Below are 14,175 nucleotides of genomic sequence, written 5' to 3' on the forward strand. Positions count from 1 at the left end.
TGACAAAGGGGCCGCGGTGCTTGTCACACCGCGGCCCCTCGGGCGTCAGGCCGGCTGGGCCGGCGCTGTGGCCGGCTGCAGGGGCAGCAACGGCGCATGGGGATCGGCCTTGATCGAGTCGCGCCAGGCGCCCAACCATTCGGCGTGGCCTTCGCTCCAGACCTGCTCATGCAGGCGGGTCAGGGCCACCGGATCGCTCAGCAGGTGCAGCCGCGACTGATTGTCCAGACCGGATGGCCCGACCTTCAGCGCATGCCGAACACGCTCGACACGCAGCCATTCGATCGGCTCGGCGTGGCCGTGACGGGCCGTTGCCAGGGCGCAGGCCAGGGCATTCTGGCGTGGATCGACCACGGCCCGGACAAAGCCGTCATTCAGCGCATGCCAACGGTTTTCGTGGGTGTACTCATCCGTTGCCTGCAGCGCCTGGGGCGGATTGTATTCCTCGGGAATGAGAAACAGGCTCTCATCCCTGGAACGCAAGCCCAGGTTGACCCGACTGGAAATCACCGAGACCGGGATCGACAGCATCAGCGAACCGACGATCGGGGTCAGCCACCAGAGGAAGCTCGGGTTGAGCCAGACCACCAGCAGTGCCCAGAGCGCACCCAACAGGGTTTGCGGACCATGCCGGCGCACCGCTTCGCCCCACGGCGTGGAGTCGTCGTCACGCTGCGGAGAGTTCCAGGTCGCCGCCCAGCCGAGGAACGCGGCCAGGACAAAACGGGTGTGGAAAATCATCCGCACCGGCGCCAGCAACATGGAGAAAAGCATCTCCAGCAGCATCGACAAGGTCACCTTGAACTTGCCGCCGAACTCTTTCGCACCCTTGGCCCAGATCAGGATGATACTCAGCAGCTTGGGCAGGAACAGCAGCACGATGGTGGTGGAGAACAGCGCCACCGCCTTGTCCGGATGCCATTGCGGCCACAGCGGATAGAGCTGGCGCGGCTCCATGAAGTACTGCGGCTCCATCAGCGTGTTGACCGCCAGCAGGGCCGTCGACAGCACCAGGAAGAAGAACCACAGCGGCGCCGACAGGTAGGACATCACGCCGGTGAGGAACACCGCGCGGTGCACCGGGTGCATGCCCTTGACCAGGAACAGGCGGAAGTTCATCAGGTTGCCGTGGCACCAGCGGCGGTCGCGCTTGAGCTCGTCGAGCAGGTTCGGCGGCAGTTCTTCGTAGCTGCCCGGCAGGTCGTAGGCGATCCATACGCCCCAGCCGGCACGGCGCATCAGCGCGGCCTCGACGAAGTCGTGGGAGAGGATCGCGCCGGCGAAGGCACCTTTACCGGGTAACGGCGCCAGGGCGCAGTGCTCGATAAACGGCTTCATGCGGATGATCGCGTTGTGACCCCAGTAGTGGGATTCGCCCAACTGCCAGAAGTGCAGGCCGGCGGTGAACAACGGACCGTAGACGCGGGTCGCGAACTGCTGCATGCGCGCATAGAGGGTGTCCATGCCCGACGCCCGTGGCGCGGTCTGGATGATCCCGGCGTCCGGCGTGGCTTCCATCAACCGCACCAGGCTGGTCAGGCACTCGCCGCTCATGACGCTGTCGGCGTCGAGCACCACCATGTACTTGTAGTCGCCACCCCAACGACGGCAGAAGTCGTCAAGGTTACCGCTCTTGCGCTTCACGCGACGACGGCGACGGCGGTAGAAGATCTTGCCGAAGCCCGAGGCTTCGCGGCAGACATCCAGCCAGGCCTGTTGCTCGGCGACGCAGATATCGGTGTCGTTACTGTCGCTGAGGACGAAGAAGTCAAAGCGGTCCAGGTCACCGGTGGCCGCCACCGACTCGAAGGTCGCCCGCAGGCCGGCAAAGACTCGCGGCACGTCTTCATTGCAGATCGGCATGACGATGGCGGTACGCGCATCCTTGGCGATCGGCTCGCTGCCGGCGCTGGCACCGGAGATACGGTACTTGTCGTGCCCGGTGAGCAATTCGAGAAAGCCCATCAGCGCGGTCCAGAAACCCGCCGAAACCCAGCAGAACAGAATCCCGAACAGCACCAGGATGCTGGTTTGCAGCAGGTAGGGCAGCACCTGCTGGGCGGTCTGCAACAGCGGTTGATGCACCACTTCGTTGAGATCGACGAAGGCCCAGCCCTGGTAAGGCATGATGCCTTTCATATACCAACCGGCAACGATGGTCTGGCCGAGCATCAACACCAGCAGGATATAACGACGAATCGAACCCACGGTGCGCCAGCGCGCATGGGGCAGGTCGCGTTTGTCGTCCTTGGGCGCCGGCGGATTGCTCCGTCCGGTCATACGCCGCCAGCCGCGCACCAGGATATTGGTGCGCCACGGCTCCGGGACCACCTTGGTCCGGCGGATCGGCGGCGTGGCCTTGAGGCGCACGCGCCCGGAAGCATCCACCGCGAGCATCTCGGCGTCTTCCAGCTCGGCGGCCGAATCAAGGGTCAGGCGGCGCCCCACCGAAGCCTGCGCGGCCTCGGCGGAGTCAAGCAGCGGTTGTTCGCTCAGGCGCTCGTGCAGTTCGGCGAACGAGGTACAGTTCGCCAGCTCCGCACGTTGCTCATTGCTCAGCGGCAAGTGTGCCAGGTACTCGAAAAGAGCCTCTGGCTGTACGTTTGGGTTACTCATCGGCAGGCAACTGGTAGCTCCAGGTCTCGGTCAGGACTTGCTCAGTCGGCACCGGCTCCGGGGTGATAGGGGCAGCCTCGGGAGCCGGCGCCGCGGCGTCGTGCTCTTTCTTGTCCTGGGCGGGCTCTTTCTTATCCTGGGCCAGATCCTTCTTGTCCTGGACCGGCTCTTTCTTATCCTGGGCCGGATCCTTCTTCTCCTGAGCCTGCTCTTTCTTCTCCAGGGCCTTCTCTTTCTCCTGCTGCTTGGCCGCAACCTTGTCGGCCTTGACCACCTGGGAAGAGACCGCGACCTTGGCCGGATCCGCCGTGGCGAGGTCCTTGACCAGGTTCGCGCGCAGCTCGGTGGCCTTGCCCGGATCCTTGACCTTCAGGCGCAGGGTCAGGCGCCAGCCCTGGGTTTCCGGGTTGTAGCGCAGGCTGTTTTCCACCAGTTCGGCGTTGTCGCCGACGCTGACCTGGCTGCGTACCGGCGCGTCTTCAGGCAGGGCCTTGAGGGACGGACCTTCGAAGTCGATCAGGTAGGCCACGCTGCCGTCCGGCTGACGGATCAGGTTGGATTGCTTGACGTCGCCGGTGGACTTCAGGGTCTGCTTGACCCAGGCGCCGTCCGGCGAATGCAGGGCCGCTTCATCAGTGGTCCAGTGCAGGCGGTAGGCGAAGTTCATCGGCTGACCGGTGTCGGCGCGTTCGGCCGGGTTCCAGAAAGCCACGATGTTGTCGTTGGTTTCGTCGGCGGTCGGAATCTCCACCAGGTCGACGGTGCCCTTGCCCCAGTCGCCCTTGGGCTCGATCCAGGCGCTTGGGCGCTTGTCGTAACGGTCGTCAAGGTCTTCGTAGTGGCTGAAATCACGGCCACGTTGCAGCAAGCCAAAGCCCCGTGGGTTTTCCACGGAGAAATTGCTCACCGACAGGTGTTTCGGGTTGTTCAGCGGACGCCAGACCCACTCGCCATTGCCGGCATGGATCGACAGGCCGCTGGAGTCATGCAGCTCGCGACGGTAGTTGAGGACCTTGGAGGGCTGGTTGGCGCCGAACAGGAACATGCTGGTCAACGGCGCCACGCCGAGCTTGCCGACCTTGTCACGCAGGAACATCTGCGCCTTCACGTCGACGATGGTGTCGGTGCCCGGACGCAGGATCAGGCGGTAGGCGCCGGTGGCCCGTGGCGAGTCCAACAGGGCGAAAATCACCAGGTGCTTGTCGGTCGGCTTCGGTTGCTGGATCCAGAACTCGGTGAAGCGCGGGAACTCTTCGCCGGACGGCAAGGCAGTGTCGATGGCCATGCCACGGGCCGACAGGCCATAGGTCTGGCCCTTGCCGACGACGCGAAAGTAACTCGCGCCGAGCATGGTCATGATCTCGTCCTGCTTGTCCGCCTTGTTGATCGGGTAAAGCACACGAAAGCCGGCATAACCCAGCTGTTCGGTGGATTTAGGATCGAACTTGACGTCACCGAAATCGAAACGGGTCGGGTCGTACTTGATTTCTTTCACATCGTCGGCGGTGATTTCGTTGATTTTCACCGGCGTATCGAAGTGCATGCCCTGATGGTAGAACGACAGTTTGAAGGGGGTTTTCTCGCCCGCCCATTCGGCCTTGTCGGTCAGGAAACGGATTTTCTGGTAGTCCGCGAACTTCATGTCACGGAACTCGTTCGGCAGATTGCTGCGCGGAGCTTCGTATTTCTGCCCGGCCAGCGTCTTGGCCTTGGCCGACACATCATCCAGATTGAAGGCAAAGAGTTGGCCGGCGCTGAGCAGGCAAAGCAGTGCCGAGCCCGCCACCAGTGCTTTTCTCAACCCTTTGGCGGTCAGTGTTGGAGCATTACAGGGACTAACAATCACGAGCAACCCTCGCCGAAAACAGATCAAAAACCAACGGCTAGCTATCTATATGCCAGGTTGGCGAGCATTGTTCCGACTCCCATGGGGGCAAATGATTCCCCAAACGGTCACGGACAAGTCTCTACCTAAGTCAAATTGGACCAACGAACGCCGATCCCCGTAGCGCGCGATTATCTAGTAGGCCGCGTTACAACGCATCAGGTGAAACAAAGTATTTATCGCGAAAACCTCCTGTTTTCAGCCAAGTACGTCGTTTTTGATGCATTCAGGTCTGTAACAGGAAGGTCACAGGGCCATCATTGACCAGATGCACCTGCATGTCCGCCCCGAAACGCCCGGTCGCCACCTGCCCATGCAAGCGTTGCGCCTGTGCCACTACGTAGTCGAACAACACCTCGGCGAGCGCCGGAGGCGCCGCCGTGGAGAAGCTCGGACGCAATCCACTTTGGGTATCGGCCGCCAGGGTGAACTGCGACACCAGCAGCAACCCGCCACCGGTGTCCGCCAGGGACAAGTTCATCTTGCCCTGCGGATCGCTGAACACCCGATAGTTAAGCAGCTTCTTCAGCAGTTTGTCGGCCTGCGCCTGGGTATCGCCCGGTTCCACCGCCAGCAGCACCAGCAACCCCTGGTCGATGGCCCCGACGATTTCTCCCGCCACTTCCACCCGCGCGCCGCTGACCCGTTGCAACAGCCCCTTCATGCTTCTTCGAGAGGCAGGTCGAGCAGGCGTCGGGCCATCTGGTCGGCCGCGCGCACCAGGGCATCGGTGATCCCCGGCTCGGAAGCCGCGTGACCGGCATCGCGAATCACCTGCAACTCGCTGTTGGGCCAGGCCTGGTGCAACTCCCAGGCGTTGTCCAATGGGCAGATCGCATCGTAGCGACCGTGCACGATCACTCCCGGCAGGTGGGCGATCTTGTCCATGTCGCGGATCAGTTGGTTGGGTTCGAGAAAGGAGTTGTTGGTGAAGTAGTGGCATTCGATCCGGGCAATCGACAGCGCGCGCTGCGGCTCGGAGAAGCGGTCGACCACCAGCGGGTTCGGGCGCAGGGTCGCGGTACGGCCTTCCCACAGGGACCAGGCCTTGGCCGCGTGCATCTGGGCGATCTGGTCGTTGCCGGTCAGACGCTTGTGGAAGGCGTTGAGCAGGTCGTCGCGCTCATCCAGCGGGATCGGCGCCATGTAGTCCTGCCAGTAATCCGGGAACAGACGGCTGGCCCCGCTCTGGTAGAGCCAATCGACGTCCTGTGGCCGGGCCAGGAAAACCCCCCGCAGGATCAGGCCATGCACCCGCTCCGCGTGGGTCTGGGCGTAGGCCAGGGACAGCGTCGAGCCCCAGGAGCCACCGAACAGCACCCATTTTTCAATCCCCAGGTGCTGGCGAATCCGCTCGAGGTCCGCCACCAGGTCCCAGGTGGTGTTGTTCTCCAGGCTCGCATGGGGGGTTGAGCGCCCGCAACCGCGCTGGTCGAAGGTGATGATACGAAACAGGTTGGGGTCGAAATAGCACCGGCTCTGCGCATCGCAACCGGCTCCCGGGCCTCCGTGGATAAAGACCACCGGCAAGCCTTCCGGCGAACCACTTTCATCGACATACAGTACATGCGTTTCATCCACGGCCAGATCGTGCCGGGCGTAGGGTTTGATCTGCGGGTACAAAGTCTGCATCACGCGCTCCGTAGGGGTCGAGGTCATCCCTGATGGGGACTTCATATTATTCTGCCGTCCGGCATCATAAACCCGAATCGCGGAATCGGCATGCCCTTGTCAAAAGTGCGGGTGTACAGACGCATTTGTCGCACGCGCCCTTCCGTCGGACGCTGCCTAGCCGTTCGGTCAGTGTTCAAGCCGGCCCGATAAACGCTTCAATAGCCAGGTCACGTAGAGCGGCAGGAGCCGTTCTGCCGGGGTAGCCGTGCAAAAGTGAAAGGGAGTTTCCAATGCAACAAGACTGTTTGCCGGGCCTGCTTTCCCACCCGGAGAAAGCCATCATCCTCGCTGACAACGAAATGTTTATCCGTGCCCTCTCCGAACTGGGGCTGGATGCCGCCGTCGTCGACTCGACCGAACCGCTGCCGGCGCAAAGCCTGGTGTTTTCCTTTACCAGGCAGGGCGCCCGGCAATTCTATGAGCGCGCGGCCAGGACCCGGGACAAACAATGCATTCTCTGCCCGTTGCACGCTTTCGATTCAGGCCTGGAAAATGCGCTGTACAGCCTGATGCTGTTACTGCGCAGCGATTTCGCCGACTGCCTGAGGCGCCAGCGCGACCATCTCAGGCTCTTGAGCCGGCACCAACGCCTGCATCTGGTCGGAGAGGGATCGCGGGCCGATGTCTGGTTGAAAAGCCGTTCGGCCCCCTATGTCACGACCCGCGACGAGATCAGCGAGCGGTTCGTATTGTCCGTCTCGGAATTGTTCGAGGTGCATTACGCGCACATGCGCCCGGACAGCCCCGACCTCTTCCAATTGAACGGTATCCTGCGCATCAGCGGCCTGCTGACCTCCCAGGGCCGTCGCCGGACGCCGCTGGCCAGCGGCGTCGACGAACAGTTGCTGGAACTGACCCAGCGTGTCGCCCGGCACCAGGCCTGGCTGCATATCGAACACAACCAGGTGCGCTCCTTCAAGGTCGCCGGGCAGGAATATGCCGGCCTGCTGGCGCGGGCCGCGGGCGACCGGGGGTTGTTCCTCAGCGAGTTCGCCATTGGCGTCAACGACACCATCGGACCGAATATCAACTACAGCCACAACTCGCCGATGAACGAAGGCGTCAGCGGCGTGCATGTAGGCCTGGGGGACGGCGCCAGCGGTTATCACATCGACTTCCTGAGCCCGGGCGTCGAGGTGCTCCCGGGATAAATCAACGCCCGTAGTGCTCGCGGCCCCAGGCCAGCAGGCCTTGCAGCAGTTCCTTGAGCACCACCCGCGTCGGTTCCGCCAGGTCGCTGCGGTAGTTGAACGGTTCGAACTCTTCCATATAGGTGCACTGCCCCAGTTCGAGCTGCACCGCGTGGATGTTCTGCGCCGGGTCGCCATAGTGACGGGTGATATGCCCGCCCTTGAAGCGCCCGTTCAGCACATGGCTATAAGCCGGATGCCCGGCACAGATACCTTCCAGCCGAGCCGCCAGTTGCGGGTCGCAGCTGGCACCGTTGAAGGTGCCCAGGTTGAAGTCCGGCAGCTTGCCGTCGAACAGGTGCGGGATCACCGAGCGGATCGAGTGGGCGTCGAACAGCAAGGCGTAACCGAACTCGGCCTTGAGTCGCGCCAGTTCCTGCTGCAAGGTCTGGTGATAAGGCGTCCAGACCTGCTCCAGGTAGTTCGCCCGCTCTTCGGCCGACGGCACCTGCCCCTCGACGAACAACGGCACGCCGTCGAACAAGGTGGCCGGGTACAGGCCGGTGGTGGCGCCGACATACAGCGGCTTGTCGTCGGACGGCCGGTTCAGGTCGATGACAAACCGCGAATAACCGGCCGCCAGGGTGCTGGCACCCAGTTCGGCGGCGAAATCATAGAGCCGCGGGATGTGCCAGTCGGTGTCCGGCAGGCTTTGCGCCTCGGGGACCAACCCGGCCTTGACCGCCGGGGTCAGTTGCACACCGGCATGGGGCATGCTGATCAACAGCGGCACGCGACCTTGTCTGAAACTCAGAACGTTATCCACAGGACAATCTCCTAGATCAATACTTCGACACCATGGCGCACCACGCGCTTGCTCAGGTCACCGCCCAGCCAGTAGGCCAGGTCCGCCGGGCGCTCGATCTGCCAGGCGACGAAATCCGCAACCTTGCCGATCTCCAGCGAACCGTGGGTAGCACCCATGCCCAACGCCGTGGCGGCATGCTGGGTCACGCCGGCCAGGGCCTCTTCCGGGGTCATGCGGAACAGGGTGCAGGCCATGTTCAGCATCAAGCGCAGGGACAGCGCCGGCGAGGTGCCAGGGTTGAGGTCGCTGGCGATGGCCATTTTCACGCCGTGTTTGCGCAGGGCATCCATCGGCGGCAACTGGGTTTCGCGCAGAAAGTAGAACGCCCCGGGCAACAGCACCGCGACGGTACCGGAGGCGGCCATGGCGATGGCGTCCTCTTCGGTCATGAATTCCAGGTGGTCCGCCGACAGCGCCTGGTAACGCGCCGCCAGGCTCGAACCATGCAGTGACGACAGCTGCTCGGCATGCAGCTTTACCGGCAGGCCCAGTTGCTGCGCGACCTTGAATACCCGCTCGACCTGATCGGGGGAAAACGCCAGGTATTCGCAGAAGGCATCCACCGCATCCACCAGGCCTTCGGCCGCCAGGGCCGGAAGCATTTCGCTGCAGATATGCTCGATATAATCGTCGGCCCGCCCGACATATTCCGGCGGCAAGGCATGGGCGGCCAGGCAGGTGCTGCGCACACTGAACGGCAGCTCGGCGCCGAGGCGGCGAATCACCTTGAGGATCTTGCGCTCGCTGTCCAGGTCCAGGCCGTAGCCGGACTTGATCTCGACGCTGGTCACACCGTCGCGCAGCAGGCAGGTCAGGCGTTGCCGGGCGCTGGCGAACAACTCGTCCTCGCTGGCGGCACGGGTCGCCCGCACAGTGCTGGCAATCCCGCCACCGGCGGCGGCGATCTCGGCATAACTCACGCCTTGCAGGCGCTGCTCGAATTCACCGCTGCGGTTGCCGCCGAACACCGTGTGGGTGTGGCAATCGATCAGCCCCGGCGTGACCCAGGCGCCGTCCAGGTCCTCGACCCGGGGATAATCCGCCGCCGGCAGTTCGGCGCGCGGGCCGATCCACTCGATCGTCGACGCCACGGTCACGATGGCGGCATCCTCGATGATCGAGTAAGTGCCTTGCGCCATGCTTGCAACGTGACAGTTCTGCCAAAGCGTTTTCATCCGGGGCCTCCGTTAGGTTATCGATGAGACAAAGCAGGTTCTTGCTGAACGCCTGCGGCCTGGGCCGCCTTCGGCTTGACCCAGACCTGGTAGGCCAGCACCAGCAGGCCGATCCAGATCGCACCGACGATCAGCGCCGGCCGGGTGTCGGGGAAATAGCCCAGCACGCCGAAGATAAACACCATGAAGGCAATCGCCGCCATCGGCGCATAGGGCCAGAACGGCACCGGGAACTTCAGTTGCGCGGCCTGTTCACGGCTCATGGAACGGCGCATGGCCACCTGGGTGACCAGAATCATGATCCACACCCACACCGTGGCGAAGGTGGCGATGGACGCGATCAGCAGGAACACGTCTTCCGGGATCAGGTAGTTGAGCAGCACCCCCAGCAGCAGCGCGGCGGCCATGACCACCACGGTCATCCACGGCACCCCGGCGCGGGACAGCTTGGCAAAGGCCTTCGGCGCATGACCTTGCTCGGCCAGGCCGTACATCATGCGCCCGGCGCCGAAGATATCGCTGTTGATGGCGGAAATCGCCGCCGAGATCACCACGATATTGAGGACTGTCGCCGCCGAGCCGATCCCCAGGTTCTGGAAGATCTGCACGAAGGGACTGCCCTGGCTACCGATCTGCTGCCACGGGTAGAGGGACATCAGCACGAACAGGGTCAGCACGTAGAACAGCAGGATGCGCAGTGGCACCGCGTTGATCGCCTTGGGGATCACCCGCTGCGGGTCCTGGGCTTCACCGGCGGTGACACCGATGATCTCGATACCGCCGAAGGCGAACATGACCACCGCGAACGAGGCGATCATCCCGGCCGCGCCGTTGGGCATGAAGCCGCCGTTGCTCCAGAGGTTACTGATACCGACGCTCGCCGAGGGCGTGGCCGTGCTGATGCCGAAGAACATAATGCCGAAGCCGCCGAGGATCATCGCGACAATGGCGCCGACCTTGAGCAGCGAAAGCCAGAACTCCATTTCGCCGAAGACCTTGACCGTGCACAGGTTCAGCGCGCCGATAAAGAAGACCACGCCGAGCACCCAGACCCAGCGATCGACGTCGGGAAACCAGAAGCCCATATAGATGCCGAAGGCCGTGACATCGGCCAGGCCGACGATAACCATCTCGAATGCATAGGTCCAACCGAGGATAAAACCGGAACGGGGACCGATGTAGGTGCTGGCGTAGTGGCCGAAGGAACCGGCGACCGGATCGTGCACGGCCATTTCGCCGAGGGCGCGCATGACCATGAACACTGCGGCACCGCCGATCAGGTAGGCCAGCAGCACGGCCGGACCGGCCATCTGGATGGCCGAGGCGGAGCCGTAGAACAGCCCGGTGCCGATAGCGGACCCCAGGGCCATAAAGCGAATATGTCGGGCCGAAAGCCCGCGTTTCAAACCTTTGACTTGCTGTTGCATTGCTCGTCCTTAATTATTCTTATCGGTAAAACTCGATGAGAATCAGACTGATGGCGAGTGTCTTGCGGCCGCCCGGCCGCAAAAGGGGTCGCAGAGTACCCAACCCGGCACGCGCAGGCAAAACGCATCTGCCGGGTGGCAACAACCCGCAAACTGGCTGACCCGCCACCTTGTGGCGAGTTGGCTCAACCCCAGTCTGTTCTCGGGCAACGCTTACAGGCTTGGCAGCAACTTCGCCGGGACCAGGGCATTCAGGCAACGGGAAGCCAGCAACTCGGTCGCCGCCTCGATATCCGGGGCAAAGAAACGGTCCTTCTCGTAGTACGCCACTTCCTCACGCAAGGTCGCCCGCGCGGTTTCCAGGGCCGGCGAGGTTTTCAGGCCATTGCGCAGGTCCAGACCCTGGCAAGCCGCCAGCCATTCAACCGCCAGAATCCCACGGGTATTTTCAGCCATTTCCCACAGACGCTTGCCAGCTGCCGGGGCCATCGACACATGGTCTTCCTGGTTCGCGGAAGTCGGCAGGCTGTCGACGCTGTGGGGGTGCGCCAGGGCCTTGTTCTCGCTGGCGAGGGCCGCGGCGGTCACCTGGGCGATCATGAAGCCGGAGTTGACGCCGCCATTGGCCACCAGGAACGGCGGCAGTTGCGACATATGCTTGTCCATCATCAGCGAGATGCGGCGCTCGCTCAGGGAGCCGATTTCGGCAATCGCCAATGCCAGGTTGTCAGCGGCCATCGCCACCGGCTCGGCGTGGAAGTTGCCGCCCGAGATCACATCGCCTTCGGCGGCGAACACCAGCGGGTTGTCGGACACCGCGTTGGCTTCGATCACCAGCACTTCGGCGGCCTGGCGGAACTGGGTCAGGCAGGCGCCCATGACCTGTGGCTGGCAACGCAGGGAGTACGGGTCCTGGACCTTCTCGCAGTTCTCGTGGGAGTCGGACACTTCGCTGCGCTCGCCCAGCAGGTGGCGATAGGCGGCAGCCGCATCGATCTGGCCATGTTGACCACGGGCGGCATGGATACGCGGGTCGAACGGCGAACGCGAACCCAGTACCGCTTCAACCGTCAGCGCACCGCTGACCAGGGCGCCGGCGAACAGGTCTTCGCCTTCGAACAGACCGCGCAGAGCAAAGGCGGTGGACACCTGGGTGCCGTTGAGCAGCGCCAGGCCTTCCTTCGCGGCCAGGGTCAGCGGTTGCAGGCCGGCCTGTTTCAGCGCGGCGTGGGCATCCAGCCACTCACCCTTGTAGCGGGCCTTGCCTTCACCCAGCAGCACCAGGGACATATGGGCCAGCGGCGCGAGGTCGCCGGAAGCACCGACCGAACCTTTCAGCGGAATATGCGGGTAGACCTCGGCATTGATCAGGGCGATCAGGGCGTCGATCACCTGGCGGCGAATCCCGGAGAAACCACGGCTCAGGCTGTTGACCTTGAGCACCATGATCAGGCGTACCAGCGCATCGCTGATCGGCACGCCGACACCGGCGGCATGGGACAGCACCAGGGAGCGCTGGAGGTTTTCCAGGTCTTCGCTGGCGATACGGGTCGAGGCCAGCAGGCCGAAACCGGTGTTGATGCCGTAGGCGGTGCGGTTTTCGGCGAGGATCTGTTCGACGCAGGCCACGCTGGCTTCGATCTGTGCCGAGGCACTGTCGTCCAGGGTCAGTTTCACCGGCTGCTGGTAGATGGCACGCAGTTGGGCCAGGCTCAGTTGGCCGGGAATCAGGTTCAACGCAGTCACATTCATGCTCCTTTTGAGAGTTTTATCAACTACCAGACGCTCCGGAAGCTTCCGTTATCCGTCGCCGCCGACTTTTTGAGCCGGAGGCGCCTTGGCACGCTGGTTATTCGTGGAATCAGTGCAGGTCGGGAAACCTGCCCTGGATCAATAGTGGGTCCTTGAGCAGGCTCGCCGCGCTGGCGATGTCCGGGGCCAGCCAGCGGTCCTGGTCATAGGCCGGAACGCGCTCGCGCAGCAGTTTCCAGGCGCGCTCGGTGCCGGCGCCGAAACGCTGCTCCTTGAGAAACTCAAAGGCCTGGGCCGCCAGCAGGTACTCGATGGCGAGGATCTGCGTGCAGTTTTCCAGGGCCCGGTGCAATTTCAGCGCGGCGTTGGTGCCCAGGCTCAGGTGGTCTTCCTGCAGGCCCGAGGTGACGTAGTTGTCGAGCACCGCCGGCTGCGCCAACTGGCGGTTTTCCGCACAGAGGGAAGCAGCGACGTACTGCACGATCATCATCCCGGAGTTGACCCCCGGGTTGCTCACCAGGAACGCCGGCAGGCCGCTGACATGGGGGTTGATCAGGCGATCGAGACGGCGTTCGGCAATCGAACCGATTTCCGCCATGGCGATTGCCAGCAGGTCCGCCGCCAGGGCCACCGATTGGCCATGGGGGTTGGCCTGGGACATCACCCGGTAGTTGTCCGGCGTGCCCAGCAGCAACGGGTTGTCGGTGCAGCCGTTGAGTTCGATTTCGATCTGCCGGGTGGCGTGGTCCAACTGGTCGCGGGCGGCGCCGTGGACTTGCGGGATCGAGCGCAAGCTCAGGGCGTCCTGGGTGCGAATACCCAGGCTGGCGGCGATCACTTCGCTGCCGTCGAGCAGGCTGCGCAGGTTGTTGCCGACCTGCTGCATGCCGGGATGGGGCTTGAGTGCGATGATTTGCGCATCAAACGCGGCGATCTGCCCGCGCTGGGCCTCGAAGCTCATGGCGCCGACCACATCGGCCCATTGCAGCAGGCGGGTCGCGTCGGCCAGGGCCAGGCAGCTCAGGCCGGTCATGCACGGCGTGCCGTTGACCAGGCAGAGACCGTCCTTGGCCCCCAGTTGCACCGGTTCCAGGCCCTCGGCGGCCAAGGCCTGGTGCGCCGGAACGATCTGCCCACGATAGCTCACCTGGCCGACACCGAGCAGGGCGATGCCGATATGGGCCATATGGGTCAGGTAACCCACCGAGCCCTGGGCCGGCACTTGCGGGGTGACACCGCGGTTGAGCAGGGCCAGCAGGGCTTCGACCACCTGGCGGTGCAGGCCGGATTTGCCGTGGCTGTAGTTGACGATGGCGGCGCAGAGGATGGCCCGGGTCTGTTCGTCGGGCAACGGCGCGCCGACACCGCAGGCATGGCTGAGCAGAGTGTTGCGCGACAACTGGCTGAGTTGTTCGCCGGACAGCGAGACATTGCATAGCGCGCCGAGGCCGGTGTTCACGCCATAGGCGCGCTCACCGCTGACAACGATGCGCTGGACGATGGCCTGGGCGTTGTCGATCCGCGCCCAGGCCTGCGGCGCCAGTTCAAGCAACGCGCCATGACGCGCCACCGCGACCACATCCTGCCAACGCAAGGGGGCGTCGGCGATAACGATTTTTTCAGCCTGGGACATCTTCAACCTCATCTG

The 14,175-nt window shown here is 63.5% G+C and carries 10 protein-coding genes; 1 reads left to right on the top strand and 9 read right to left on the bottom strand.

All coding sequences use genetic code 11. The features are described 5' to 3' along the window. Positions 1-45: 45 nt before the first annotated feature. The 4 genes from mdoH to pip all read right to left on the bottom strand — a co-directional run bounded on the left by mdoH (position 46) and on the right by pip (position 6,133). On the bottom strand, positions 46-2,616 hold the full coding sequence (gene mdoH / locus M5B42_RS06905; RefSeq protein ID WP_248745370.1) for a glucans biosynthesis glucosyltransferase MdoH: 2,571 nt from the start codon (positions 2,614-2,616) through the stop codon (positions 46-48). After that, positions 2,609-4,462, bottom strand: coding sequence for a glucan biosynthesis protein G (locus M5B42_RS06910; protein WP_349292767.1), 1,854 nt, complete (start codon positions 4,460-4,462; stop codon positions 2,609-2,611). Before M5B42_RS06910 ends, mdoH begins: the two co-directional genes overlap by 8 nt. 265 nt (positions 4,463-4,727) lie before the next feature. Then, the gene (gene dtd, locus M5B42_RS06915) at positions 4,728-5,165 is read right to left on the bottom strand and encodes a D-aminoacyl-tRNA deacylase (protein WP_152737773.1); all 438 of its coding nucleotides are present in this window, start codon (positions 5,163-5,165) and stop codon (positions 4,728-4,730) included. Further along, the gene (gene pip, locus M5B42_RS06920) at positions 5,162-6,133 is read right to left on the bottom strand and encodes a prolyl aminopeptidase (RefSeq protein WP_103497730.1); all 972 of its coding nucleotides are present in this window, start codon (positions 6,131-6,133) and stop codon (positions 5,162-5,164) included. Before pip ends, dtd begins: the two co-directional genes overlap by 4 nt. Before the next feature lie 272 nt (positions 6,134-6,405). Between pip and M5B42_RS06925 the strand changes: the two genes are divergently transcribed. Further along, the gene (locus M5B42_RS06925; protein ID WP_248745372.1) at positions 6,406-7,326 is read left to right on the top strand and encodes a hypothetical protein; all 921 of its coding nucleotides are present in this window, start codon (positions 6,406-6,408) and stop codon (positions 7,324-7,326) included. Between the two features lies 1 nt (position 7,327). On the opposite strand, the gene hutG is transcribed toward M5B42_RS06925, so the two are convergent. The 5 genes from hutG to hutH (M5B42_RS06950) all read right to left on the bottom strand — a co-directional run bounded on the left by hutG (position 7,328) and on the right by hutH (M5B42_RS06950) (position 14,160). Then, positions 7,328-8,131, bottom strand: coding sequence for an N-formylglutamate deformylase (gene hutG / locus M5B42_RS06930; RefSeq protein ID WP_248745373.1), 804 nt, complete (start codon positions 8,129-8,131; stop codon positions 7,328-7,330). An 11-nt stretch (positions 8,132-8,142) separates the two neighbouring features. After that, positions 8,143-9,348 (bottom strand): imidazolonepropionase, encoded by a 1,206-nt coding sequence (gene hutI / locus M5B42_RS06935; RefSeq protein WP_248745374.1) that lies wholly within the window; start codon positions 9,346-9,348, stop codon positions 8,143-8,145. 17 nt (positions 9,349-9,365) lie between these two features. Continuing rightward, positions 9,366-10,775: an amino acid permease gene (locus tag M5B42_RS06940; protein ID WP_248745375.1), complete on the bottom strand. Its 1,410-nt coding sequence runs from the start codon at positions 10,773-10,775 to the stop codon at positions 9,366-9,368. 213 nt (positions 10,776-10,988) lie between these two features. Then, positions 10,989-12,527 carry a histidine ammonia-lyase gene (gene hutH / locus M5B42_RS06945; protein WP_248745376.1) on the bottom strand — a complete coding sequence of 513 codons (1,539 nt, stop codon included), beginning with the start codon at positions 12,525-12,527 and terminating at the stop codon, positions 10,989-10,991. 109 nt (positions 12,528-12,636) lie between these two features. Continuing rightward, positions 12,637-14,160 (bottom strand): histidine ammonia-lyase, encoded by a 1,524-nt coding sequence (hutH, locus tag M5B42_RS06950; protein ID WP_248745377.1) that lies wholly within the window; start codon positions 14,158-14,160, stop codon positions 12,637-12,639. Between the last annotated feature and the right edge of the window lie 15 nt (positions 14,161-14,175).

The sequence above is a fragment of the Pseudomonas sp. MWU12-2037 genome (assembly GCF_023242345.1).
Lineage (GTDB): Bacteria > Pseudomonadota > Gammaproteobacteria > Pseudomonadales > Pseudomonadaceae > Aquipseudomonas > Aquipseudomonas gingeri_D.

What these genes read in the sequence shown, in the direction of transcription:
- mdoH (WP_248745370.1), bottom strand. Translation starts at nt 2,616, where the DNA reads ATGAGTAACCCAAACGTACAGCCAGAGGCTCTTTTCGAGTACCTGGCA.
- dtd (WP_152737773.1), bottom strand. Translation starts at nt 5,165, where the DNA reads ATGAAGGGGCTGTTGCAACGGGTCAGCGGCGCGCGGGTGGAAGTGGCG.
- pip (WP_103497730.1), bottom strand. Translation starts at nt 6,133, where the DNA reads ATGCAGACTTTGTACCCGCAGATCAAACCCTACGCCCGGCACGATCTG.
- M5B42_RS06925 (WP_248745372.1), top strand. Translation starts at nt 6,406, where the DNA reads ATGCAACAAGACTGTTTGCCGGGCCTGCTTTCCCACCCGGAGAAAGCC.
- hutI (WP_248745374.1), bottom strand. Translation starts at nt 9,348, where the DNA reads ATGAAAACGCTTTGGCAGAACTGTCACGTTGCAAGCATGGCGCAAGGC.
- M5B42_RS06940 (WP_248745375.1), bottom strand. Translation starts at nt 10,775, where the DNA reads ATGCAACAGCAAGTCAAAGGTTTGAAACGCGGGCTTTCGGCCCGACAT.
- hutH (WP_248745376.1), bottom strand. Translation starts at nt 12,527, where the DNA reads ATGAATGTGACTGCGTTGAACCTGATTCCCGGCCAACTGAGCCTGGCC.
- hutH (WP_248745377.1), bottom strand. Translation starts at nt 14,160, where the DNA reads ATGTCCCAGGCTGAAAAAATCGTTATCGCCGACGCCCCCTTGCGTTGG.